The organism is Rhizobium sp. 62_C5_N11_2, assembly GCF_051811185.1.
In the GTDB taxonomy this organism is placed as follows: Bacteria; Pseudomonadota; Alphaproteobacteria; order Rhizobiales; family Rhizobiaceae; genus Rhizobium; species Rhizobium leguminosarum.
Window position 1 is genome coordinate 3126798 of sequence record NZ_JBPWPW010000001.1, and the last position, 21704, is coordinate 3148501.

20 protein-coding genes are annotated in these 21704 nt (G+C 61.6%); 7 read left to right on the forward strand and 13 right to left on the reverse strand.

Annotation, left to right across the window (positions count from 1 at the left end; all coding sequences use genetic code 11):
• Nucleotides 1-3: 3 nt before the first annotated feature.
• Nucleotides 4-1017 carry an alpha/beta hydrolase gene (locus tag AB8B31_RS15690; protein WP_028732948.1) on the reverse strand — a complete coding sequence of 338 codons (1014 nt, stop codon included), beginning with the start codon at nucleotides 1015-1017 and terminating at the stop codon, nucleotides 4-6.
• A 161-nt stretch (nucleotides 1018-1178) separates the two neighbouring features.
• Between AB8B31_RS15690 and AB8B31_RS15695 the strand changes: the two genes are divergently transcribed.
• Nucleotides 1179-1616 carry a MarR family winged helix-turn-helix transcriptional regulator gene (locus AB8B31_RS15695; protein WP_028732949.1) on the forward strand — a complete coding sequence of 146 codons (438 nt, stop codon included), beginning with the start codon at nucleotides 1179-1181 and terminating at the stop codon, nucleotides 1614-1616.
• A gap of 228 nt (nucleotides 1617-1844) precedes the next feature.
• On the opposite strand, the gene der is transcribed toward AB8B31_RS15695, so the two are convergent.
• From der to AB8B31_RS15710, 3 genes are all read right to left on the reverse strand, one after another.
• Nucleotides 1845-3269, reverse strand: a complete 1425-nt coding sequence (der, locus tag AB8B31_RS15700; RefSeq protein ID WP_018243116.1) for a ribosome biogenesis GTPase Der — start codon at nucleotides 3267-3269, stop codon at nucleotides 1845-1847.
• Nucleotides 3270-3287: 18 nt separating this feature from the next.
• Complete coding sequence (locus AB8B31_RS15705) at nucleotides 3288-3971, reverse strand: tetratricopeptide repeat protein (protein WP_028732950.1); 684 nt, start codon at nucleotides 3969-3971, stop codon at nucleotides 3288-3290.
• A 206-nt stretch (nucleotides 3972-4177) separates the two neighbouring features.
• Complete coding sequence (locus AB8B31_RS15710; protein WP_018243118.1) at nucleotides 4178-4762, reverse strand: NnrU family protein; 585 nt, start codon at nucleotides 4760-4762, stop codon at nucleotides 4178-4180.
• Between the two features lie 136 nt (nucleotides 4763-4898).
• Here AB8B31_RS15710 and AB8B31_RS15715 point away from each other — a divergent pair, with 136 nt between their 5' ends.
• Nucleotides 4899-5885, forward strand: coding sequence for a polysaccharide deacetylase (locus AB8B31_RS15715; protein ID WP_028732951.1), 987 nt, complete (start codon nucleotides 4899-4901; stop codon nucleotides 5883-5885).
• 210 nt (nucleotides 5886-6095) lie between these two features.
• On the opposite strand, the gene sbmA is transcribed toward AB8B31_RS15715, so the two are convergent.
• Both sbmA and AB8B31_RS15725 read right to left on the reverse strand, forming a co-directional pair.
• The gene (gene sbmA, locus AB8B31_RS15720) at nucleotides 6096-7361 is read right to left on the reverse strand and encodes a peptide antibiotic transporter SbmA (protein ID WP_028732952.1); all 1266 of its coding nucleotides are present in this window, start codon (nucleotides 7359-7361) and stop codon (nucleotides 6096-6098) included.
• A 125-nt stretch (nucleotides 7362-7486) separates the two neighbouring features.
• Nucleotides 7487-8671, reverse strand: coding sequence for a YbfB/YjiJ family MFS transporter (locus AB8B31_RS15725; RefSeq protein ID WP_176707458.1), 1185 nt, complete (start codon nucleotides 8669-8671; stop codon nucleotides 7487-7489).
• Between the two features lie 166 nt (nucleotides 8672-8837).
• Here AB8B31_RS15725 and AB8B31_RS15730 point away from each other — a divergent pair, with 166 nt between their 5' ends.
• On the forward strand, nucleotides 8838-9413 hold the full coding sequence (locus tag AB8B31_RS15730; protein WP_018243122.1) for a PadR family transcriptional regulator: 576 nt from the start codon (nucleotides 8838-8840) through the stop codon (nucleotides 9411-9413).
• 72 nt (nucleotides 9414-9485) lie between these two features.
• Here AB8B31_RS15730 and map read toward each other — a convergent pair whose 3' ends face one another.
• From map to glpK, 6 genes are all read right to left on the reverse strand, one after another.
• On the reverse strand, nucleotides 9486-10244 hold the full coding sequence (gene map / locus AB8B31_RS15735; RefSeq protein ID WP_018243123.1) for a type I methionyl aminopeptidase: 759 nt from the start codon (nucleotides 10242-10244) through the stop codon (nucleotides 9486-9488).
• A gap of 259 nt (nucleotides 10245-10503) precedes the next feature.
• Nucleotides 10504-11565 (reverse strand): LLM class flavin-dependent oxidoreductase, encoded by a 1062-nt coding sequence (locus AB8B31_RS15740; RefSeq protein ID WP_028733396.1) that lies wholly within the window; start codon nucleotides 11563-11565, stop codon nucleotides 10504-10506.
• A gap of 255 nt (nucleotides 11566-11820) precedes the next feature.
• Nucleotides 11821-12288, reverse strand: coding sequence for an SRPBCC family protein (locus AB8B31_RS15745; protein WP_018243126.1), 468 nt, complete (start codon nucleotides 12286-12288; stop codon nucleotides 11821-11823).
• 100 nt (nucleotides 12289-12388) lie between these two features.
• Nucleotides 12389-13648 carry an RNA polymerase sigma factor gene (locus tag AB8B31_RS15750; RefSeq protein WP_018446744.1) on the reverse strand — a complete coding sequence of 420 codons (1260 nt, stop codon included), beginning with the start codon at nucleotides 13646-13648 and terminating at the stop codon, nucleotides 12389-12391.
• On the reverse strand, nucleotides 13645-14019 hold the full coding sequence (locus tag AB8B31_RS15755) for a YciI family protein (protein WP_018446745.1): 375 nt from the start codon (nucleotides 14017-14019) through the stop codon (nucleotides 13645-13647). The genes AB8B31_RS15750 and AB8B31_RS15755 overlap by 4 nt, the downstream gene beginning before the upstream one ends.
• A gap of 172 nt (nucleotides 14020-14191) precedes the next feature.
• Nucleotides 14192-15685 (reverse strand): glycerol kinase GlpK, encoded by a 1494-nt coding sequence (gene glpK, locus AB8B31_RS15760; RefSeq protein WP_018446746.1) that lies wholly within the window; start codon nucleotides 15683-15685, stop codon nucleotides 14192-14194.
• Nucleotides 15686-15843: 158 nt separating this feature from the next.
• Here glpK and AB8B31_RS15765 point away from each other — a divergent pair, with 158 nt between their 5' ends.
• From AB8B31_RS15765 to xdhC, 4 genes are all read left to right on the forward strand, one after another.
• Nucleotides 15844-16620 (forward strand): 3-hydroxybutyrate dehydrogenase, encoded by a 777-nt coding sequence (locus AB8B31_RS15765; protein WP_018243130.1) that lies wholly within the window; start codon nucleotides 15844-15846, stop codon nucleotides 16618-16620.
• Nucleotides 16621-16648: 28 nt separating this feature from the next.
• Nucleotides 16649-18115, forward strand: coding sequence for a xanthine dehydrogenase small subunit (gene xdhA, locus AB8B31_RS15770; RefSeq protein ID WP_018446747.1), 1467 nt, complete (start codon nucleotides 16649-16651; stop codon nucleotides 18113-18115).
• Nucleotides 18116-18218: 103 nt separating this feature from the next.
• Nucleotides 18219-20558 carry a xanthine dehydrogenase molybdopterin binding subunit gene (gene xdhB / locus AB8B31_RS15775; RefSeq protein ID WP_131646728.1) on the forward strand — a complete coding sequence of 780 codons (2340 nt, stop codon included), beginning with the start codon at nucleotides 18219-18221 and terminating at the stop codon, nucleotides 20556-20558.
• 62 nt (nucleotides 20559-20620) lie between these two features.
• Entirely contained in the window at nucleotides 20621-21436 is an 816-nt protein-coding gene (gene xdhC / locus AB8B31_RS15780; protein WP_018446749.1) for a xanthine dehydrogenase accessory protein XdhC, read from the forward strand.
• Here xdhC and AB8B31_RS15785 read toward each other — a convergent pair.
• Nucleotides 21412-21603: a hypothetical protein gene (locus tag AB8B31_RS15785; RefSeq protein ID WP_018243135.1), complete on the reverse strand. Its 192-nt coding sequence runs from the start codon at nucleotides 21601-21603 to the stop codon at nucleotides 21412-21414. The two genes, xdhC and AB8B31_RS15785, sit on opposite strands and share 25 nt — an antisense overlap.
• Nucleotides 21604-21704: the final 101 nt, after the last annotated feature.

Sequence of the window (21704 nt, forward strand, 5' to 3'; positions counted from 1 at the left end):
GTTTTACTTGTGAAGCGCGCTGCGAAGCGTGTCGTTCGCGACCGCAATCGCACTGCGTGCGGCAGGCGTTTCGGCAATGGCGTTTAGCATCACGAAGTCATGGATCGTGCCGTTGTATCGCATCGACGTGACCTTCACGCCGGCCTGGCTGAGCTTGCGGGCATAGGCCTCGCCCTCGTCACGCAGCACGTCGTTCTCGTCAACGATGACGAGCGCTGGCGGCAGGCCGTTCAACTGCTCCAGCGATGCCTGCAGTGGCGAAGCCGTCGGCTCCTTGCGCTTGGCTTCGTCGGGCAGATAGGCGTTCCAGAACCACTTCATCGCCTCCTTGGTCAGCCACGGGCCATCGGCGAACTGGTTGTAGGAACCATTTTCGAAATTGGCGTCGGTGACGGGGTAGAACAGCACCTGCTGATCGATGGCAGGACCGCCGCGTTCCTTGGCAAGCAGCGTCACCACCGCCGCCATGTTGCCGCCGACGCTATCGCCTGCGACCGCGAGCCTGGAGGCGTCGACCTTGAACTCCTTGGCATGCTCGGCGACATATTTGGTCGCAGCATAAGCCTGCTCGATGGCAACGGGATAGCGGGCTTCCGGCGAGCGCTCGTAGTCGACGAAGACGACAGCGGCATCGGCGCCGTTGGCGATCTCGCGCACCAGCCGGTCATGCGTATCCGCATCGCCCAGCACCCAGCCGCCGCCATGGAAATAGAGAATGACCGGCAGTGTGCCCTTGGCATGTTCCGGGCGGACGATGCGCAGCTTGATGCTGCCTGTCGGACCAGCCTTGATGACCCGGTCCTCTTCCTTGGCGGCAAGCTTCTTCACATCGCCCTTCTGCGCGCCGGCCAGGACATTGCGGGCATCGGCCGGCGACAGCGTGTAGATCGGCTTGCCGCCGGCAAGCCCGTCGATGAATTTCTGCGTTGTCGGTTCGAGTACCGGATCGGCAAGCGCGCCAACGGCGGAGGCTGCGAGCAGTGCTGCTGCGGAAACTACGGTCTTGATGGTCGACATTGTCTTGTCCTCTCGGGTTCGATGTTCGTTGTGAACACTGACTTTATATCGCGCACGATTGTTTATCGCACAATTTATATTTCTGCATAGCTACCATGCATAAAAAGCGGCTACGATTATTTATCGCACGATGTAAATTTGTTTGATTTTGGAGATTTCCCATGCTGGATCAGTTGAAGCTCGACAATTTCATCTGCTTTGCCGTCTATACGGCAAGCCACGCACTGAACCGCGTCTACAAGCCGCTGCTCGAGACGCTCGGCCTCACCTATCCGCAATATCTGGCAATGGTTTCGCTCTGGGAACAGGACGGCCAGACCGTCGGCGGCTTGGGTGAGAAGCTCTTCCTGGAATCGAGCACGCTGACCCCGCTGCTCAAACGCCTTGAAACCGCAGGTTATGTCAGACGCGAACGCAGCCGGGAGGACGAACGCGTCGTCGTCATTCGCTTGAGCGAAGAAGGCATTCGCCTGAAGGAAACGGCGATCGGCATCCCGGGTTGCATCGCCGCTGCCAGCGGTCGCGATGCAGTCGACCTCACCCGTCTGCAGGCCGAGATCGTGGCGCTGCGTGAGGCGCTGAATCGAAGCGTGGTTTAGCGGCTAACCGGACTGGGTATCACAGCGCTTGTGCTACGCCCCTCTGCCTGCCGGGCATCTCCCCCATGGGTGGGGAGGTCAGCAGGAGGCGAACGCTTCGTCCCTCTCTGTCGATATTTTAATCGCCAAGCGGAGTTGTTTTGGGAAGCATCAACGCCCATCCGATCTCCCCTTGTGGGGAGATGCCCGGCAAGGCAGAGGGGGTGTTCCCACCACGGCCCCTGAACCCTACGTCCGCCTCTTCTTGCCTTCGAACGGATTATCAGGCGAGCGGAAATGGATGCGGATCGGCACGCTCGGCATGTCGAAATCGGCGCGCAACCCGTTGATTAGATAGCGTGTATAGGATTCAGGCAGCGCATCCGAGCGGGTACAGGAGATCATGAAGGCCGGCGGGCGGGCCTTGACCTGCGTCATGTATTTCAGCTTGATGCGGCGGCCGGAAACGGCCGGAGGCGGATGCTGAATCTGCTGCGTCTCCAGCCAGCGGTTGAGCCGCGCCGTCGAGATGCGTTTGTTCCAGACCCTGTCCGTGTCGATGATCGACTGCATCAGCTTGTCCAGTCCCCAGCCGGTCTGGCCAGAGATCGGCACGGCGCGGATGCCGCGCGCCTGCGGCAGCAGGCGGTCGGTCTTTTCGCGCAGATCCGCAAGCACCGCCTGCCGATCTTCGATCATGTCCCACTTGTTGAAGGCGAGCACGGCGGCACGGCCCTCGCGCAGCACCAGGTCGACGATCTGCAGGTCCTGCTTTTCGAAGGGGATCGTCGCATCGAAGACGATGACGACGGTTTCGGCGAAGCGGATTGCGCGCAGCGCATCGGCAACCGAAAGCTTCTCCAGCTTCTCGATAACCCGCGCCTTGCGGCGCATGCCTGCCGTATCGAACATCTTGATGGTGCGACCGCGCCAGTCCCATTCGACCGAGATGGAGTCGCGGGTGATGCCTGCCTCCGGCCCGGTCAAAAGCCGGTCCTCGCCGAGGAAACGGTTGATCAGCGTCGATTTTCCTGCATTCGGCCGGCCGACGATCGCCACCCTGAGCGGCTTCGTCTCGTCATAGGCCGGCTCTTCGTCCGCGTCGCTGTCCTCGCCTTCCGTCTGTGGAATGTCGACATCCGTAACGGCGACATCCTCCTTGGCGGGATAGGCCCGGTCCTCGCCGATTGCCGCAACGATCGCATCGCGCAAGTCGAGCATGCCCTGCCCATGTTCGGCCGAAATCGGCGTCGGCTCCCCGAGCCCGAGCGTGTAGGCGTCATAAAAGCCGCTGTCGGAGCCCCGCGCTTCGGATTTGTTGGCGACAAGCACCACCGGCTTGCCGCGCCGGCGCAACATTTCGGCAAGGTCGGTATCGACGGGCGTCAATCCGCTCTTGGCGTCGACGACGAAAAGCGAAAGATCCGCCTCGTCGATCGCCGCTTCCGTCTGCGCCCGCATCCGGCCCTGCAGGCTCTCCGCGTCGGCCTCTTCCAGACCAGCCGTATCGATGATCGTGAAGGTCAGGCCCATCAGCCGCGCATCGCCCGGCCGGCGGTCGCGGGTAACACCCGGCGTGTCGTCGACAAGCGCCAGCTTCTTACCTACCAGCCGGTTGAAAAGTGTCGACTTGCCGACATTCGGACGACCGACGATGGCGACCGTGAAACTCATATCTTGTCCTTAACGCGATCAGCCCTGAGCGGCGGGCGCCTTGCCGGATGCGGTAATCAGATCAAGCATCATATGGGCGCGATTGGCAACATTGCGTGGGCTGTCGGTATCATCGACGATCGACTGGAACCACTGCCGCGCCTGCGCCATGTTGCCGGCTTTGTAAGCGGCAAGGCCGAGTGCCTCGCGCGCCGAATGACGGAAGGCGTTCCCGGGAACAGCCATTTCCTCGATCGCGGCCGAAACCTGTTCGTAAGCGCCGTTCTCGATGAGCAGCCAGCCGGCACGCATCTTGGCGGCATCGCGCACGGCGGCCGGAACGGCATTGTCCTTGCCGATCTCGTTGAAGGCGGCGATTGCCGCGGCGGTATCGCCCTTCTGCACCTGGACGGTCGCGGCCCGCATCCGCGCCAGCACCGGATAGGCGCCATGGCCTTCCTTCTCGAGCTTGTCGAGCGCGGCCAGCGCCTCGTCGTTCTTGTTCTCGTCGGCAAGCTTCATCGCCGCCAGAAACTGGTCGCCGGTGCCGGAGGAACGGTTGTCGTCCCAATACTCGTAGAGAACCTTGCCGGCTGTGCCGACGACGATCAGAATGGCGACGACGATGATATAGCGGCCGAACCGGCGCCAGACACCCTTCATCTGGTCGGATCGCAATTCCTCATTGACTTCACGGATGAAGCTGTCGTCGTTGAATGCCATTCTCGTCTCCGGCCGCGGAAATACCCATACACAATGCAAAACGCATATTATCGGGCCTTCTACCCCATTTTGCAGCCGTTGTAAGGGGGATGTGAAAGATTAGAGCGCCGCGCGTCCAACAGGACGCGCTAAGGACGCTCTAACACTTTGAATCCGCGCATAATCCTTCCCGAAAATCGGAATCGAATTTCGGGGTTATGCGCCGGTCACATGACGAGCGGCGAAACCCCGATCAACCATTCGTGCAGCTTCCAGATGATCAGCGCCCAGACGACGATGCCGATGACAACGGCATAGAGGTCGTATTTGGCCGAGACGAACGGCCGGAGTGTGATCTCACCCGCCCGCTGCCGCCGTTTCAAGGAAATGCGCAGGATGACGCCCCAGGCGAGAAAGGCGGCAAACAGCAGGACCGACGACGTCTCGCCATTGGCGAGCAGGTGCGCCAGCGCCCAGATCTTCACCGACAGCACCATCGGATGTTTGGTCTTGGTCGCGATATGCCCCGCCGGCAGCAGCGAGGCGACGAGACAGATCATCGCGATCAGCATCAGCGTGATTGTTATATGCGCCATCCAGACTGGCGGATTGTAAAGCATGCCGGTCACATCACGCGCCTGCCCGAAGCCGTAGATCAAAAGTATCAGCGTGGCGATGCTGGCGATCGAATAGGCTACCCGCCAGCCTTTCTCGCCGAGGCTTGCGATCATCGAACGGCGAAAGTCCGGCGACACCACCCGCACCAGATGCACCCCGAGGAAAAGTATGATGCCGACGATAAGCAATGTCATTGCGGATCCCTTCCGTACCGTTTGTCACATCTGACCAGGAAAGGCTCTAACGGCTGGCGTGAAGAAATGCCAGCGCGACCGCAGCTTCGCCGCAATTCTGTCGGAGGGAAACCGCGAACAAATTGTCGCGGTGTCCATGTCCCGTCTTCTCCTCTCCACCTGTCTGGCTGCCTCGTTCCTGCTCCCGGCAATCGCCGAGGCGGCCGACCGGCCGAAACAGCTCGTCATCATTTCCTTCGACGGCGCCCACGACAACGCGCTCTGGCTGAAGAGCCGCGAGATGGCGGCGAAAAACGGCGCCCACTTCACCTATTTTCTCTCCTGCACCTTCCTGATGAATGAGGCGGCGAAGAAGGCCTATCAGGCGCCGCACCAGAAACGCGGAAAATCGAATGTCGGCTTCGCCCAGAGCGACGACGAGATCCGCGAGCGCCTCGGCAATATCTGGCACGCCCACCTCGAAGGACACGACATATCGAGCCATGCCTGTGGCCATTTCGACGGCCGCCTCTGGAGCGAGGCCGACTGGTCGGCCGAATACGCAACCTTTCATGCGACGTTGAAAAACGCTTGGAAGAGCGTCGGCCTGCAGGAGCCGGCCGGCTGGCAGGATCTGGTCGATCACGGCATCAAGGGCTTTCGCGCCCCCTATCTCTCGGCAACCGCGGGCGCTGACATGATCGCCGCCGAAAAGAGGGCGGGCTTCACTTATGATGCGAGCCTGGTCACCAAAGGGCCTGCCATGCCTGTCGAGGAAGACGGCATCATCCGCTTCGGCCTGCCGCTGATCCCCGAAGGCCCGAACGAGAAGCCGATCATCGGCATGGACTACAATCTCTTCGTCCGCCATTCCAAGGGTGAGGAGGATACGGCCGATTCCGCGGAATTCGAGGATCGCGCCTATGCCGCCTTCAAGGAAGCTTTCGACAAACAGTATGCCGGCGCCCGCGTCCCGCTACAGCTCGGCTTCCACTTCGTCGAAATGAACGGCGGCGCCTATTGGCGGGCGCTCGACCGCCTGGTCAGCGACGTCTGCCACCGCGCCGACGTCGCCTGCGTCAGCTATTCGGAGGCGATCCCGATGATCGAGGCCCGCGGCAGATTGCAGACGTCAGGTCTTTGATGGCGGCTATGGCGCGGTCGAGCCTGCAGGGTGTCTCTAAGTTCCCTTGAACGAGAAGATGTGCCGGGCCGCCCCCTCATCTGCCTACCGGCATCTTCTCCCCGCGGTGGAGAAGAGATTCGTAGCGACGCTGCGATTGCCCCTCCTACCCAGCGAGGAGGAGGCGCCCCAAACGCCAATCTTCCGATGCTCGCAAAGATTCCCTGCCCATCAGCCGTCGGCGTGCACGACCCCCGTCTCACGCTCCAGGTAGCGCTGGTCGATTTCAGGCAGCGGTTCGTCGTCGATCGCAGCCTCGAAGGCCTTGAGGCGTTTGTGGATCGAGAGCAGTTCAATGATCGTTGTCCAGGAGTTGACGAGATACTGAAACGAGTTGCTGACCTGTCCGAAGGCGGTCGAGATCTGCTGGAAGATACCGTAAGTGATGGTGCCAGCCACGATCGTCGGCACCAGCATGAAGACCACGAAGAGCGCGTCGGCCTGGATGTAGAAATAACGGGCGACATTGAAATACATGTAGTGGAAATACATGCGATAATAGTTCCGGCGAACGTTGCCGAAGAGCTCCCTGACGGTCAGCGGCTCAGCCCGTTCCGCATGGTCTTCACCATAGACGAGCTCCTTGCGATACGCCGCTTCGACGCGCTGGTTGCGGAAATTCAGCCCCGGCAGCTTGACGCCGGCGACCGCCAACAGAAGCGTGCCGAAAGCCGACCAGAACAGCGCCAGCCAAAAGAGCGAATTCGCCACTGGCCCGATGAACGGCAGCTCGGTCACGTAATGCGACAGGGCCAGAAGGATCGGAAGGAATACCACGAGCGTCATCACCGAGTTGATGAGGCTGATGCCAAGACCTTCGAGCGTGCTCGAAAAGCGCATCGTATCTTCCTGAACGCGCTGGGAGGCGCCTTCGATGTGACGAAGCTTTTCCCACTTCGACATGTAGAAATTGTTCATCGCCGTTCGCCAGCGGAAGATGTAATGGCTGGTGAAAAAGTCGGTCATGATCGATACGAACATGCTGAGGAATGCGATCTGGCAGAAGACCCACATCAGGCTGTAGAAATTATCGACGGAAATGCCTGGCTGCTTCGACAATGCATTCTGCAGAAGGTCACCAAACGGCCGGCGCCAGTTATTGATCACAACGCTAATCTGGACGCCAAAGTAGGTCACGAAGATGATCAGTGCCGAACCCCAGATCGACCAAATCTTCCAAGGGTGGTTCAGCGCCTTCAGATGCCATGCACCGCAGAAGACCACCGCCGACAGAAAGAAATAGCCGTAGAACCAGACATTTTCGAGCAGCAGGAAGAACGAAAGGTCGATCGGCTGCTGCTCTTCGGCAACCGGCGCATAACCGAGCGATACACCGAGGCTGGCGGCGAAGAGATACCAGCCGGCAATGGAAATCAGGGTCCAAACGACGAGCGAACTAAAGAACGCCTTTGGCTGCGGAAAAAAGGAATGAAACACGGGAGGCTTTGCTTTCCTGAACTGTGAGTCTCGGGAGTGTCGTCGAACACTGATTGTGCCGGAAACTAAGGCAGTTCGAAGGAAGCAGCAATGGGTTCGGCCGATTGTTACGGAGATGTAACCGGTTAAGAGATTTTCTTGATCACGGGCATCACCAGCGCCGCGCAGGCGACGAGCGCGATCGCGGCGATCACCGTCGGGACGGTAAAACTGCCGCTGCGCTGGGCGATCCAGCCGGCAACAACAGGTCCGACGATCTGGCCGAGGCCGAAGGCGGCCGTCATCATCGCCAGGATCCGCCGCGGACTGTCAGGCGAAAGCTTGCGGCCGATCTGCAGCCCATAAGCAGTGATTGCCAGGAACGTCGCCCCGAACAGCGCCCCGCCGATCAGCGGTGCGACGGAAGGCGGCAGCGCTACGGTCGCAAGCACACCGGCGGCCTCGATCAGAAGCGCTGCGACATAGACCCCGCCAAGCCCGAGCGGCTTGACCAGCGGCTTCCAGGCAAACAGCGCCACCGCCGCCGTCAGGCCGGCGATGAACCAGCAGAGGAATTCGACGAAAGGTCCGGTTGCAGAAAGGCGCGCGATGGTAACGAGGAAGGTCGCAGTGATGACGTAACCGAAGCCGAACAGGCCGTAGGACAGCGTCAGAAGCACCATTGGCCGGTTCCAGGTGAGCGCCGGCTCCTTGCCCACCTGCGCCGATTGCGCCGGCGCCGACGGCAATAGCAGGAAGACGACGACAAGGCTTGCTGCGCAATAGAGCGCCCCGCCGATCCAATCGGCCCGCCAGCCGCCCGGTTCATCGTGAAAGCCGAGGCCGATCAGCAGCACCATGACCGAAGACAGCGCGATACCCGCACCCGGCCCGCCGAAATGCGCTGCTTGCACATGATCGTTGCCAGCGGCAGCCCCGTGGCTGAGCACGATCGACGAGGTGAAGACCATCGCAAAGGCGCTGGCGACGCCGGCCAAGAAACGAATGATGGCAAAGACGGCGACGGAATCGGTGGCGGCCATGGCGGCAAGCAGGATCGCGGTTGCCAGCAGCGACAACAGCGCCACCGGCCGCTCCCGCCCCGCCGCCCAGCCATAGGCTGCAAGCACGGCGCCGACGAGATAGCCGACGAAATTGGCCGACGCGATGAAGCCTGCATCCGCTGCCGAAAGCGGAACGCCGCTGATCATCCCGGGCAGGATCGGCGTGTAGGAGAAACGCCCGAAGCCCATGGCGGCGGCCATGGCAACGGCGCCGGCAGCGGCAGTGGAAACAAGGTTCGGTGGGGAGTGACGGATGCGCTCGAGCATGCCGCGTTTATCACGCCGCAGTACCGGCATCACAATCAAGTAATTCTGATCGATCGATCAATTTCCCGAAACATCAAAAATTCTCAGTCGCACTTGAAAGCTATTATCGTACGATATATGTTTTACGACATAGCTAGAGATACATCCCACGATGAAAGGAAAAGCCATGAGAGGTTTTAAAGGCGGCATGTTCGGCGGAGATTTCCGCATGGGCCGCAAATTCGCGGCCGGCGATCTGCAGCTGGTCATCCTGGCGCTGCTCGCTGAGCAGCCGCGCCACGGCTACGAATTGATAAAGATATTGGAAGAGCGCTCGGGCGGCTTCTATGTGCCGAGTCCGGGCGTCATCTATCCCGCCCTCACTTATCTCGAGGAAACCAGTCTTGCCGAGGTGGAGGCTGAGGGCGCCAAGAAGCTCTATCGCATCACCGAGGCGGGCCGCCGCCGCGTCGAGGAAAACCGTGCCATGATCCTGCATACCTTCGCCAAGTTGGAACGCATCGGCGAGAAGATGGCCCACGTGAAGCGTGTCTTCGAAACCGATCGTCACGGCGCCGACGACAGTGATGACGGCGACTTCATGCAGGACGGCGGCGATATCCGTGCAGCCCGTATGCTGCTGCGCTCGGCGATGCGCATGCGCTATCCCTGGTCGAAACCCGAAGCCGCCCGCATCGCCGGCATCCTCGAACGCGCCGCCACCGAAATCCTGCAAGGCGGCAGGCCGGAAACGCGGAGCTGAGACGAAGACTGTACGGCGGGATTTGAGACAGAGTCAGCTCCTGCCGCCTCTCTTCATTGTTCAGTACCGGTCTTACGCCCGCTCATCCGGCAAGGTCAGAACCACCGGCCCGTTGCGCGTTGCAACCACCGTATGCTCATATTGCACGGTCGGCGCCTTCGGATCGGCATAGAGCGTCCAGGCATCGTCGCCGCCTTCGGCCCATGTTGCGCCGAGGGAGAGAAAAGGTTCGACCGTGAAGACGAGACCTTCCGTCATCATCCGTTTTTCCGAAGGGTCCGGCCAGGTCGAGAGCTCGGCGGGCTCCTCGTGCAGCGAGCGGCCGACGCCGTGGCTCGCCAGATTGGCGACCAGCGTATAGCGGTTCTTCTGCGCAAAGGCGCCGACGGCGGTGCCGATCTTTGCCAGTGGCTCACCCGATTTGACCTGGTTGAGCCCGACCCAGAGTGCCCGTTTGCCGTCGCGGCAGAGCCGCTCGATCTTTGGCTTGATCGGCGGCACCGCGAAGGAAGCGCCAGTATCGGCAAAGAAGCCATCCTTTTCCGCCGAGACGTCGATATTGATGAGATCGCCGGCGCGGATGACGCGCGGGCCGGGAATCCCGTGGGCGATTTCCTCGTTGATACTGATGCAGGTGGCACCGGGAAACTGGTAGCAGAACTCTGGCGCCGAGCGCGCGCCCGAATCCTCGAGCACCTTGCGGCCGATCTGGTCGAGCTCCAGCGTCGTCATGCCGGGCTCCATCGCCGCTGCCATCACTTGGATGGCGTTGGCGCAGATCCGGCCGATCTCCTTGAGCTTTACCAGTTCGTCGTCGTTTGCGATAACCATTCGTCTGTTCCGGCCTTGCGCAAGACGGCCGCGGCCGCCTCAGAGCATGATGCCGAAACGTGTGAGCGGTTTTCGGACAACATGATGCTCTAACTATCTAATTTAGAACCGGATTCAAATTTTAGGCCGAACCGGTCTAAAATCATCCTGTTCTAGACCGCCGCGCGTTCGACAGGACGCGCGAAGGACGCTCATCACGTTGAAGTGGCGCACAATCCATTTTCGAAAATCGATTGCGATGTTCGACGTTATGCGCTCGTCAGGCCGTGGCTTTCGCCTCTTCGCCCCTTTCAGTCAATGCCTTTCTGACGATCGGCGCGACTTTCGTGCCGTAAAGCTCGATGCCGCGCATGATCTCGGCATGCGGCATCAGGCCGATCGCCATCTGCAGCAGGAAGCGGTCGTTCTTGAAGAGTGCATGATGGGCGATGATCTTTTCGGCGACCGCCTCGGGATCACCGACGAAGAGCGCGCCGTTCGGCCCGCGCGACATGTCGAAATGTGCCCGGTTCGTCGGTCCCCAACCGCGCTCACGGCCGATGCGGTTCATCACCTCGGCTTGAGGCCCGTAGAACTGATTGGCCGCCGCCTCCGTTGTATCGGCAATGAAGCCATGGACGTTGATGCTGGTCTTCAGCTTCGCTGGATCCTGCTCTGCCCGGCGCGCCGCCTCGCGGTAGAGATCGAAGAGCGGCGCAAAACGACGCGGCTCGCCGCCGATGATCGCCAGCGCCACCGGCAGGCCCAGCGCGCCGGCGCGCGCCACCGACTGCGGCGTGCCGCCGACGGCAACCCAGAGCGGTAGCGGATCCTGCAGCGGTCGCGGATAGACGCCGCGCCCGTTGATCGGCGCGCGAAGCTCACCCTTCCACTCCACAACCTCGCTATCACGCAGCGCCAGCAGCAGATCGAGCTTCTCCTCGAAAAGCTGGTCGTAGTCTTCGAGATTGTAGCCGAACAGCGGGAAGGACTCGATGAAGGAACCACGCCCCGCCATGATTTCGGCGCGGCCGTTGGAGATCAGATCGAGCGTCGAAAACTGCTGGAAGACGCGCACCGGATCATCGGAGGAGAGCACGGTGACCGCACTGGTCAGCCGGATATTCCTGGTCTTGACGGCAGCCGCCGCCAGCACGACCGCCGGAGCAGAGGCCGCATAATCCGGCCGGTGATGTTCGCCGAGCCCGAAGACGTCGAGCTCCACCTGATCGGCAAGCTCGATTTCTTCGATAAGATGCTTCAGCCGCTCCGCCCCTTCCGCGCCCTTGCTGCGGGAGGGGTTGGGATTGACGTCGGCGAATGTGTAAAGCCCCAGTTCCATCATCGGCATCCTGTTGAATTCTCGGCTGAGATAAGGATGCCGGGGATAGAGCGCAAATACAAATTCTGGAACGGAATGTTCGAGAATTTCGATGGGCGGCGTGATGTCTTCGGCGATCTGGAAGACCGATCGGCGACCAATTCGAATCTGAATTCAACGACTTCGAAGCACCGGCGGAATCATCTTTCGAACCGTCTTAGACGATGCTTCAACTGCCAGGACGACGCGGTCTCGCCGCGCCGCCTCGCCCCCCGCTTACATCTTCGCCAGCAACTCCGCCAGTTGGTCCGCTGCCTTGCCCCATCCTTCGTGGAAGCCCATCTTCTCGTGCGCTTCCTTGTCCTCGGCGCGCCAGTGCAGCGCCTTGGCCGTATATTTCGTCCGGCCGTTGCCGAGATCTTCGAGCAGGATGACGCCCGTGAAGAAAGGTTTCTCGGACGGCACCCAGGCGCTTGTATAGGCATCGGTGAAGACGATCTTCTCGTTCTCGATGATCTCGAGATAGACGCCGCGGTTTGGGTACTGATTGCCCTCGGGGTCATGCATGACGACCACACTGGAACCGCCGGGGCGGACGTCGAGCGTCGCTTCCGCCACCCCCCAGGGACGCGGCACGAACCACTGCTTCAGCAGATCAGGATTAGTCCATGCCTTGTAGATCTTCTCGCGTGGCGCGTCGAATTCGCGAACGAGGACGAGTTCATGTTGCGTGCTGGCGGTCATGTCGACATCTCTCCATTTGAATGAAACCTGTCTCCTGTCAGGTCGTTACAAGGACGTGTCGAAGTTCGGCATTCCGACAGCCCGCAGGCCCTTTCGCATTTTATTTTGCGATCGGCTGCGTGGTCTCTTCCTGCATCTTGTCGATCTGCCGGCGGATATGGGCTGCCTCAGCCGCCGAATGGGCAAGTGCAATGGCCCGGTCGAAGGCTTCGCGCGCCTGACTGGTCAAGCCAAGCTGCTTCAGCAGCCCGCCCCGTAAGCCGTGATAGTAGAAATAGCCGCCAAGTTTTTCGCCTAGCGGATCGATGAGGTCGAGCGCATCCTGCGCACCTTGGAGCTTGGAGACGACGACGGCCCGGTTGAGCGTTATGACAGGCGACGGCTGGAGACGCTCCAGCGCGCGATAAAGCAGGTCGATCTCTACCCAGTCGGTATCCCCAGCGCGTTTTGCGCGGGAATGAACAGCAGCGATGGCCGCCTGAATCTGATAAGGGGCAGGCTGACGATGGCGCAGCGCCTTGTCGAGCAGCGCTAAGGCCTCATTGATGAAGGGCTGGTTCCACAGCGACCGGTCCTGATCTTCGAGCAGCACGATCTCGTCCCCGGCGTTGAAGCGTGCCGGCCGGCGCGAGATCTGCAGAAGCATGAGCGCAAGCAGCCCCATCAGCTCCGGTTCCGATGGGAAGATATGCAGCATCAATCGCGCCAGCCGGATCGCTTCGTCGCTGAAGGCAGCCGCTTCATGCCTGGGATCGGCCTGGCTGTAGCCCTCGTTGAAGATCAGGTAGATCATCGTGCTGACGATCGAGAGCCGTTCGGCCCTCTCCTGCGGGCTCGGCGTTTCGAAAGGCACGCCGGCCTTGGCGACGCGCGCCTTGGCCCGGGTGATGCGCTGTTCCATGGCGCTCTCGGAAACCAGGAAGGCGCGCGCGATCTGCGGCACCGAAAGGCCGGAGACGATGCGCAGCGCCAGCGCGATCTGCTGGGTCGCCGGTAGATCGGGATGGCAGCAGATGAACAGGAGCCGCAGAATATCGTCGCGATAATTGGAATCGTCCAGCCGCTCGACGATGTCGCTTTCGGCATCCTCGGTATCGGAGATGACGTCCTCATCCGGCAGAGCCTGGATCTTCGCCCGCTTGCGCACCGCATCGATGCCGCTGTTTCGACCGACGAAGATGAGCCAGGCTGTGGGATCGCGCGGTGGCCCTTTCTCCTGCCATGTTCGGATCGCCCTCAGACACGCTTCCTGAAACGCCTCTTCCGCGGTATCGAGATTGCGGAAATAGCGCAGCAGCGCGCCGAGCGCCTTCGGGCGGGCCGATGCAAGCGCGAGGTCGATCCAGGCAATGTCTGTCATGATGAAGCATCTCCGGGCCTGAAGACGTAGAAAGGCCGAATTTCGTAAGAGGTGGAACCTGGATTGACGGATGAAAGCTGCTTCGAGAAGGTGATCGCCTCGTCGAGCGTTTCAAAGTCGACGACGTAGAAGCCGAGAAGCGCCTCTTTCGTTTCCGCAAAAGGTCCGTCAATGACCAAGGGCTCGTCCTTGCCCTTGCGCACGGTAGTCGCGGCCGTCGTCGGCATCAGCCGGCCGACGGGGCCGAGTTTGCCGGATGCGGCAAGCGGCTCCTGCACGGCGTAGAGTTTCTCCATGACGGCAGCTTCTTCCTCCTTGGTCCAGGCGAAGACAGTTTCCTCATGGGCGTAACAAAGGATTGCATAAAGCATCGCTCACTCCTCTTTTTGAATGACGAAGGAGTAACCGCTTACCCGACAGGCCGCATCAAAAAATTATTGACCGGAAATTCGTGATCTTCCGGAGCACGGACGGCGTCATAGCTGAAGAAATGGCTGGCATCTCCCGGGACGAGCGGCGCTACATGAGGGCGCTGATCGCGCCTCAGCCCTCGCTCAGCGTCCGCTTGACCGCATTCTTCCAACCCTTGAGCTTCGCCGCCCGCACCTTCTCGTCCATGTCTGGCTCGAACCGCCGATCCCGTTTCCAGGTCGCCGAAAAACCGTCCCTGTCCGGCCACACCCCTGCCCGGCTGCCGGCGAGCCAGGCAGCCCCCAGCGCCGTCGTCTCCAGGATCATCGGGCGATCGACCGGCGCATCGAGCAGGTCGGCAAGGCGCTGCATCGTCCAGTCGGAGGCAACCATGCCGCCGTCGACGCGCAACACTGTGTCCTCAGTGCCGTTCTTCCAGTCCTTCTGCATGGCGTCGAGCAGATCGCGGGTCTGGTAGCAGACGGCCTCCAGCGCCGCTCGGGAGAGTTCCGCCGGGCCGCTGTTGCGCGTCAGCCCGAAGATCGCGCCCCGCGCCTTGGCATCCCAATGCGGCGCGCCGAGACCGGTGAAGGCGGGCACCAGATAGACCTCCTGCGTCGGATCGGCCCTTTCGGCAAGCGCGTTGGTCTCCGCCGCGCTGCCGATGATGCCGAGCCCGTCCCGCAGCCATTGCACGGCGGCGCCGGCGATGAAGATCGAACCCTCCAGCGCATAGGTCGTCTCGCCGTTCAGGCGATAGGCGATGGTGGTCAGCAGCCGATTTTTGGAGCGCACCATGTCGGCGCCGGTGTTAAGCAGCGCGAAACAGCCAGTGCCATAAGTCGATTTCATCATGCCCGGCGCAAAACACGCCTGGCCGATGGTGGCCGCCTGCTGGTCGCCGGCAACGCCGAGGATGGGGATAGCAGCACCGAAGATATCAGGATCGACGGTGCCGAAATCCGCGGCGCAATCCTTGACCTCCGGCAGCATCGCGGCGGGGACCCTCAGAATATCGAGCAGATCCTCGTCCCACGCGTTTTCGGCAATATTGTACATCAGCGTGCGCGAGGCATTGGTGGCATCGGTGACGAAGCTCTTGCCACCCGTCAGCCGCCAGATCAGGAAAGTGTCGATCGTGCCGAAGCAGAGATCGCCCCTGGCAGCGCGCGCCCGCGCGCCCTTCACGTTTGCAAGCATCCAGGAAAGTTTGGTGCCGGAAAAATAGGGATCGAGGATCAAGCCGGTCTTCTTCGTGAACAGCCGCTCGAGATCCTGCCTTTTCAGATTGTCGCAATAGCTTGCCGTGCGCCGGTCCTGCCAGACGATGGCATTCTGGATCGGCCGACCCGTCTCGCGTTCCCAGACGACCACCGTCTCGCGCTGGTTGGTGATGCCGAGTGCTGCAAGATCCCTAGCCTCGATCCCGGCATCGCGCAGCGCCATGTGGACGGTGGAGACGACCGAATCCCAGATTTCCTCGGGATCGTGCTCGACCCAGCCGGAGCGCGGGTAGATCTGGGTAAATTCCTTCTGGCCCTTGCCGGCGACATGCATGTCGCCATCGAAGACGATCGCCCGCGTCGACGTCGTTCCCTGATCGATCGCCAGAACATATCCGCTCATGAAAACCCTCCCTCAGCATGTCAATTGTCGAAGCAAATCAATAGGACACGGATGGGGGCGAGAAAAGCGAATAAAGCGGAATTGCCAGCCCGCCGGCTTTGGGCATAACCTCGCAGCTAAGCGCTGCACCGCAGCATCGCCATTTCAGGGAGAACAGCATGAGCAGAACAGTCGTCGTCACCGGTTCCACCAGCGGCATCGGCCTTGCGATCGCCACTGCCTTCGCAGAAACGGGCGACAACATCGTCATCAACGGTTTTGGAAAGGCTGATGAAATCAAGGCGATCGTCGAACGGCTTGAATCATTATCCAAAGGCCGGGCGCTCTATCATCCGGCCGACATGACCAAGCCCGCAGAGATCGCCGACCTGATCGAAACGGCGGCCAAGACCTTCGGCGGCGTCGATGTCCTGGTCAACAATGCCGGCATTCAGCATGTCGAAAAGGTCGAGGATTTCCCGATCGAGAAATGGGATCAGATCATCGCGATCAATCTGTCGAGTTCCTTTCATACCATGCGCGCCGCGATCCCGCTGATGAAAGCGAAGAAGTACGGCCGGATCATCAACATCGCCTCGGCCCACGGGCTCGTCGCCTCCCCTTTCAAATCCGCCTATGTCGCGGCAAAACATGGTATATTAGGCCTGACGAAGACGGCAGCGCTGGAGCTCGCCGAATTCGGCGTGACCGTGAACGCCATCTGCCCCGGCTACGTGCTGACGCCGCTCGTGGAGAAGCAGATACCGGATACCGCCAAGGCCCGCGGCATGACCGAGGAACAGGTGAAGAGCGAGGTCATACTCAAGGCGCAGCCGACGCATGAATTCGTCAAGGCCGAAGAAATCGGCGCACTGTCGCTCTATCTCGCCAGCGATGCCGCCCGGCAGGTGACGGGAACGCACATCTCGATTGACGGTGGCTGGACGGCGGCTTAACCATTTGGAAAACAACAACAGGAACATCATGAACGACAGCATCCGCTTCATCCTGAATGGCGAGGACGTCACGCTTACCGATGTCAGGCCAACCGAGACGCTTCTCGATTTTCTGCGGTTGAAGCGACAGCTGACGGGCACCAAGGAAGGATGCGCGGAAGGCGATTGCGGCGCCTGCACCGTGCTCGTCGGCCGGCTGGCCGACGGCAAGCTCGCCTACGAATCCGTCAATGCCTGCATTCGTTTCATGGGTTCGCTGCATGCCAGCCATGTGGTGACCGTCGAGCATCTGGCCGGCAAGAACGGCGCGCTGCATCCCGTCCAGCAGGCATTGGTCGATTGTCATGGCTCGCAATGCGGCTTCTGTACCCCGGGCTTCGTCATGTCGCTTTACGGTCTCTGGCTCGCCAAGGAAAAGCCGAGCCGCCAGGAAATCGAAAAGGCGCTACAAGGCAATCTCTGTCGCTGCACGGGCTACGAGCCGATCGTCAAGGCCGCCGAGCAGGTGAGCCTGATGCGGCCGAGTACGCTCTTCGACCCGCTGGAGCGGACGCGCTCGGAAATCGTCGCGCGGCTGTGGGCAATGCAGGCGAGCGGCACGATCAGGATTGGGAATGGCGAAGACCGGCTGATCGTGCCGGCTTCTGCCCAGGCGCTGGCCGAGGTCCTTTCGCAGGAACCCGACGCGATTATCGTCGCCGGCGCGACCGATGTCGGCCTCTGGGTGACGAAGCAGATGCGCAGGCTGAGCCCGGTCGTCTTCATCAATCACCTCAGCGAATTGCAGTCGGTTACGGAAGGCGAGGACGGCGTCACCATTGGCGCCGGCGTCAGCTACACCAGGGCCTTCGAGGCGATCTCCAAGAAAATCCCGGCGCTCGGGCGGCTGATCGATCGCATCGGCGGCGAGCAGGTGCGCAACATGGGCACGATCGGCGGCAACATCGCCAACGGCTCGCCGATCGGCGATAGCCCGCCGCCGCTGATCGCGCTCGGCGCGACGCTGACGTTGCGGTCCCTGCAAGGCCAGCGCAGAATGCCGCTCGAGGATTTCTTCATCGCCTATGGCAAGCAGGACCGAAAGCCCGGCGAATTCGTCGAGAGCGTCTTCGTGCCCTACCCCGCAGCAATGAGCCGCTTTGCCGCCTACAAGATCACCAAGCGCCGCGACGAGGACATCACTGCCGTGCTCGGCGCCTTCCTGCTGACGCTCGACGATGCCGAGATGATCACCGATATTCGCATCGCCTTCGGCGGCATGGCGGCGACGCCGAAACGCGCCCGCACGGTGGAGGCCGAGTTGATCGGCAAACCATGGACGGAAGTGACGATCGAGGCAGCCCGCCCCGCCTTCGACGCCGATTACCAGCCGCTGACCGACTGGCGCGCGACGGCGGAATACCGCCAGCTGACAGCGAAGAACCTGTTGACGCGGTTCTATCTTGAGACCGTCGGCGCGCCGGCCGAACTGAAGCGGTTCGAGGAGGTGGCGTGATGGAAAAATCGATCTTCAGCCTGATCTCCAAGACCTGGTGGCAAGCTTCGATGGGAACGGTCGCGGTCGCCTCCCCTCACTCCCTTCGCGGAGGGAGGCGCTAATGGACAAGTCCACCTTCGAAGACCGCAAGGCCATCATCGCAGGCCCGATGCACGGCTCGCAGCGACATGATTCAGCGCATAAGCATGTGACCGGAACCGCCGATTATATCGACGATATTCCGGAACCCGCAGGTCTACTGCACGGCGCCCTCGGCCTCTCCGACCGGGCACATGCCGAAATCGCCGCTATCGATCTCTCCGCGGTCGCCGCCTATCCCGGCGTCGTCTGGGTCTTCACCGGCAAGGATGTCCCCGGCGTCAACGACGTCAGCTCCAACGGCAGCCATGACGAGCCGCTGCTGGCCGAAACTTTAGTTCAGTTCCACGGCCAGCCGATCTTTGCCGTCATCGCCGAGACGCGTGATGCCGCCCGCTGCGCCGCGCGGCTGGCAAAGATCGACTATCGCGACCTGCCGCATTGGAGCGATATCGACGGGGCGCTCGCCAATGGCAGCCCGCTCGTCATCACCCCGATGACGCTGCGGCGCGGCGAGCCGGATACGGAAATGACGAATGCCGCCATGCGTGTGAAAGGTCAGATGCGCATCGGCGGACAGGAGCATTTCTACCTCGAAGGCCATATCGCCGTGGCGATCCCCGGCGAGGACGACGAGGTCACCGTCTGGTCCTCGACGCAGCATCCAAGCGAGATCCAGCACATCGTCGGCCATGTGCTCGATATTCCCTCCAACGCCGTGACCGTCAACGTGCGCCGCATGGGCGGCGGCTTCGGCGGCAAGGAGACGCAGGGCAATCAGTTCGCAGCACTTGCGGCGATTGCCGCCAAGAAGCTCGGCCGCGCGATCAAATTCCGCCCGGACCGCGACGAGGATATGAGCGCTACCGGCAAGCGCCACGATTTTCTCGTCGATTACGAGCTCGGCTTCGATGCCGAAGGACGCATCCACGCGGTCGACGCGACCTATGCTGCGCGCTGCGGCTTCTCCTCCGACCTCTCAGGGCCGGTAACCGACCGTGCCCTCTTCCATGCCGATTCCAGCTATTTCTATCCGCATGTGCATCTGACGTCGAAGCCGCTGAAGACTCACACCGTCTCCAATACCGCCTTCCGCGGTTTCGGCGGGCCGCAGGGCATGCTCGGCGCCGAACGCTTCATCGAGGAGATCGCCTATGCCGTCGGCAAGGACCCGCTCGATGTCCGCAAGCTGAATTTCTACGGCCAGCCGGGCTCCGAACGCACGCTCACCCCCTACCATCAGGAGGTCGAGGACAATATCATCGCCCGCATCGTCGAGGAGTTGGAGGAAACGGCCGAATACCGGGCGCGGCGCAACGCCATCATCGCCTTCAATCGCGACAGCCGCTATATAAGGAAGGGCATCGCACTAACCCCGGTCAAGTTCGGCATCTCCTTCACCATGACAGCCTTCAACCAGGCCGGCGCCCTCGTCCACATTTACCAGGACGGCTCGATCCACCTGAACCATGGCGGCACCGAAATGGGCCAGGGCCTCTATACCAAGGTGGCGCAGGTGCTGGCTGACAGCTTCCAGGTCGATATCGACAGGGTGAAAATCACCGCGACGACGACGGCCAAGGTGCCGAACACCTCGGCCACTGCCGCCTCCTCCGGCTCGGACTTGAACGGCATGGCCGCCTATGACGCTGCCCGCCAGATCAAGGAACGGCTGGTCGCCTTCGCCGCCGAGAAATGGGATGTTAGGCCCGCCGACGTCGTCTTCCTGCCGAACCGCGTGCGCATCGGCGAGATCGAGATCCCCTTCCCCGATTTCATCAAGCAAGCCTATTTCGCCCGCGTCCAGCTTTCCGCCGCCGGCTTCTACAAGACGCCGAAGATCCACTGGGACCGCAAGGCCGGCCGCGGCACACCCTTCTATTATTTCGCCTACGGCGCCTCCTGCACCGAGGTTTCGATCGACACGCTGACCGGCGAATATCTGATCGACCGCACCGACATCCTCCACGATGTCGGCCGCTCGCTGAATTCGGCGATCGACATGGGCCAGGTCGAAGGCGCCTTCGTGCAGGGCCTGGGCTGGCTGACGACGGAAGAACTCTGGTGGGACGACAAGGGCCGGCTGCGCACCCATGCCCCCTCGACCTATAAGATCCCGCTCGCTTCCGACCGTCCGAAGATCTTCAACGTGCGCCTCGCCGAATGGTCCGAGAACACTGAGGCCACCATCGGCCGCTCCAAGGCCGTCGGCGAACCACCCTTGATGCTGGCGATCTCGGTGCTGGAAGCGCTGTCGATGGCGGTAGCAAGTGTCGCGGATTATCGGGTCTGCCCGAGGCTCGACGCACCGGCGACACCGGAGCGGGTGCTGATGGCGGTCGAGCGGATGAAGCGGGTGTAGCAGATGCGAATGCGTCCGGCTCGTTTGTTGGCCTCGGCGGCGACCCCATCGGTCAGCCACCCATGACAGACATCCGCCGCTTCCTCGCCGCCCACCCGGACTGCATCCTCATCGACATCACCGGCACACAAGGCTCCACCCCGCGTGAGGCCGGTACCTTCATGCTGGCATCGCACACCGCGTTATGGGGCACGATCGGTGGCGGCCAGTTCGAATTCATGGCGATCGCGAATGCGCGGGACATGCTAGCGGGAACAGGTGGAATGGCGGAGATGGATATCCCCCTTGGGCCCGACATCGGCCAGTGCTGTGGCGGACGCACGCAACTGCGGTTTCGCCGGGTGACAAAGGCGGTTGCTGAAGAAATCGAAGCCAGGCTAACCAGTGAGATCGAGTGTCTGCCGGAGGTCTATCTCTTCGGTGCCGGCCATGTCGGCCGGGCGCTGGCTGCGGCCTTGGCGCCGCTGCCGCTGTCGGTGACGGTCGTCGAAACGCGGCAGGAAGAGCTCGCCAACCTGCCGGCAGAGACGAAGGCGCGGCTCGTGCCGATGCCCGAAGCACTGGTCAGGGATATTCCGGCCGGCGGCGTGGTCGTCATCCTCACGCACGACCACGCGCTGGATTTCCTCATCGCCCGCGAGGCGCTGGAAAAGACCGACCTCGCCTATACCGGCATGATCGGCTCGGCGACCAAGCGCGCCACCTTCGCAAGCTGGCTTTCCCGCGAAGGTGGCGGAGAGCGCGGCTGGATGGAGCGGCTGACGCTGCCGATCGGCGGCTCGGCGGTCAGGGACAAGCGCCCTGAGGTGATCGCCGCCATGACCGCCGCCGAAATCCTGACGGCGCTCGCGGCCTACCGCATGCGCTCGTCCTCGTAATAGGGATCGCGTCCGTCGAGGAAACCGAGATCGCGCTTGACGCGATCCGGCACCGTGTCGAGATCGAGGCTGGGCATGCGCCAGATCCGCGTCAGCCGACCGCCGATGCGCCGGAAAATTCCGATGGTCTGCTGCGGCGGGCTCTGTTCGATAGCATAGCAATCCATGACATCACCTCGATGGTTTGATGGTATGAGTTGCAGTTTGACGGTAAAAATGCTGCAATTCCAATCGAACGACCGTCTGCCTGCATCAAGAGAACTTATCC

Coding starts and splice junctions, on each gene's coding strand:
- AB8B31_RS15690 (WP_028732948.1), bottom strand. CDS start 1,017: ATGTCGACCATCAAGACCGTAGTTTCCGCAGCAGCACTGCTCGCAGCC.
- AB8B31_RS15695 (WP_028732949.1), top strand. CDS start 1,179: ATGCTGGATCAGTTGAAGCTCGACAATTTCATCTGCTTTGCCGTCTAT.
- der (WP_018243116.1), bottom strand. CDS start 3,269: ATGAGTTTCACGGTCGCCATCGTCGGTCGTCCGAATGTCGGCAAGTCG.
- AB8B31_RS15705 (WP_028732950.1), bottom strand. CDS start 3,971: ATGGCATTCAACGACGACAGCTTCATCCGTGAAGTCAATGAGGAATTG.
- AB8B31_RS15710 (WP_018243118.1), bottom strand. CDS start 4,762: ATGACATTGCTTATCGTCGGCATCATACTTTTCCTCGGGGTGCATCTG.
- AB8B31_RS15715 (WP_028732951.1), top strand. CDS start 4,899: ATGTCCCGTCTTCTCCTCTCCACCTGTCTGGCTGCCTCGTTCCTGCTC.
- AB8B31_RS15725 (WP_176707458.1), bottom strand. CDS start 8,671: ATGCTCGAGCGCATCCGTCACTCCCCACCGAACCTTGTTTCCACTGCC.
- AB8B31_RS15730 (WP_018243122.1), top strand. CDS start 8,838: ATGAGAGGTTTTAAAGGCGGCATGTTCGGCGGAGATTTCCGCATGGGC.
- map (WP_018243123.1), bottom strand. CDS start 10,244: ATGGTTATCGCAAACGACGACGAACTGGTAAAGCTCAAGGAGATCGGC.
- AB8B31_RS15740 (WP_028733396.1), bottom strand. CDS start 11,565: ATGGAACTGGGGCTTTACACATTCGCCGACGTCAATCCCAACCCCTCC.
- AB8B31_RS15745 (WP_018243126.1), bottom strand. CDS start 12,288: ATGACCGCCAGCACGCAACATGAACTCGTCCTCGTTCGCGAATTCGAC.
- AB8B31_RS15750 (WP_018446744.1), bottom strand. CDS start 13,648: ATGACAGACATTGCCTGGATCGACCTCGCGCTTGCATCGGCCCGCCCG.
- AB8B31_RS15755 (WP_018446745.1), bottom strand. CDS start 14,019: ATGCTTTATGCAATCCTTTGTTACGCCCATGAGGAAACTGTCTTCGCC.
- glpK (WP_018446746.1), bottom strand. CDS start 15,685: ATGAGCGGATATGTTCTGGCGATCGATCAGGGAACGACGTCGACGCGG.
- AB8B31_RS15765 (WP_018243130.1), top strand. CDS start 15,844: ATGAGCAGAACAGTCGTCGTCACCGGTTCCACCAGCGGCATCGGCCTT.
- xdhA (WP_018446747.1), top strand. CDS start 16,649: ATGAACGACAGCATCCGCTTCATCCTGAATGGCGAGGACGTCACGCTT.
- xdhB (WP_131646728.1), top strand. CDS start 18,219: ATGGACAAGTCCACCTTCGAAGACCGCAAGGCCATCATCGCAGGCCCG.
- xdhC (WP_018446749.1), top strand. CDS start 20,621: ATGACAGACATCCGCCGCTTCCTCGCCGCCCACCCGGACTGCATCCTC.
- AB8B31_RS15785 (WP_018243135.1), bottom strand. CDS start 21,603: ATGGATTGCTATGCTATCGAACAGAGCCCGCCGCAGCAGACCATCGGA.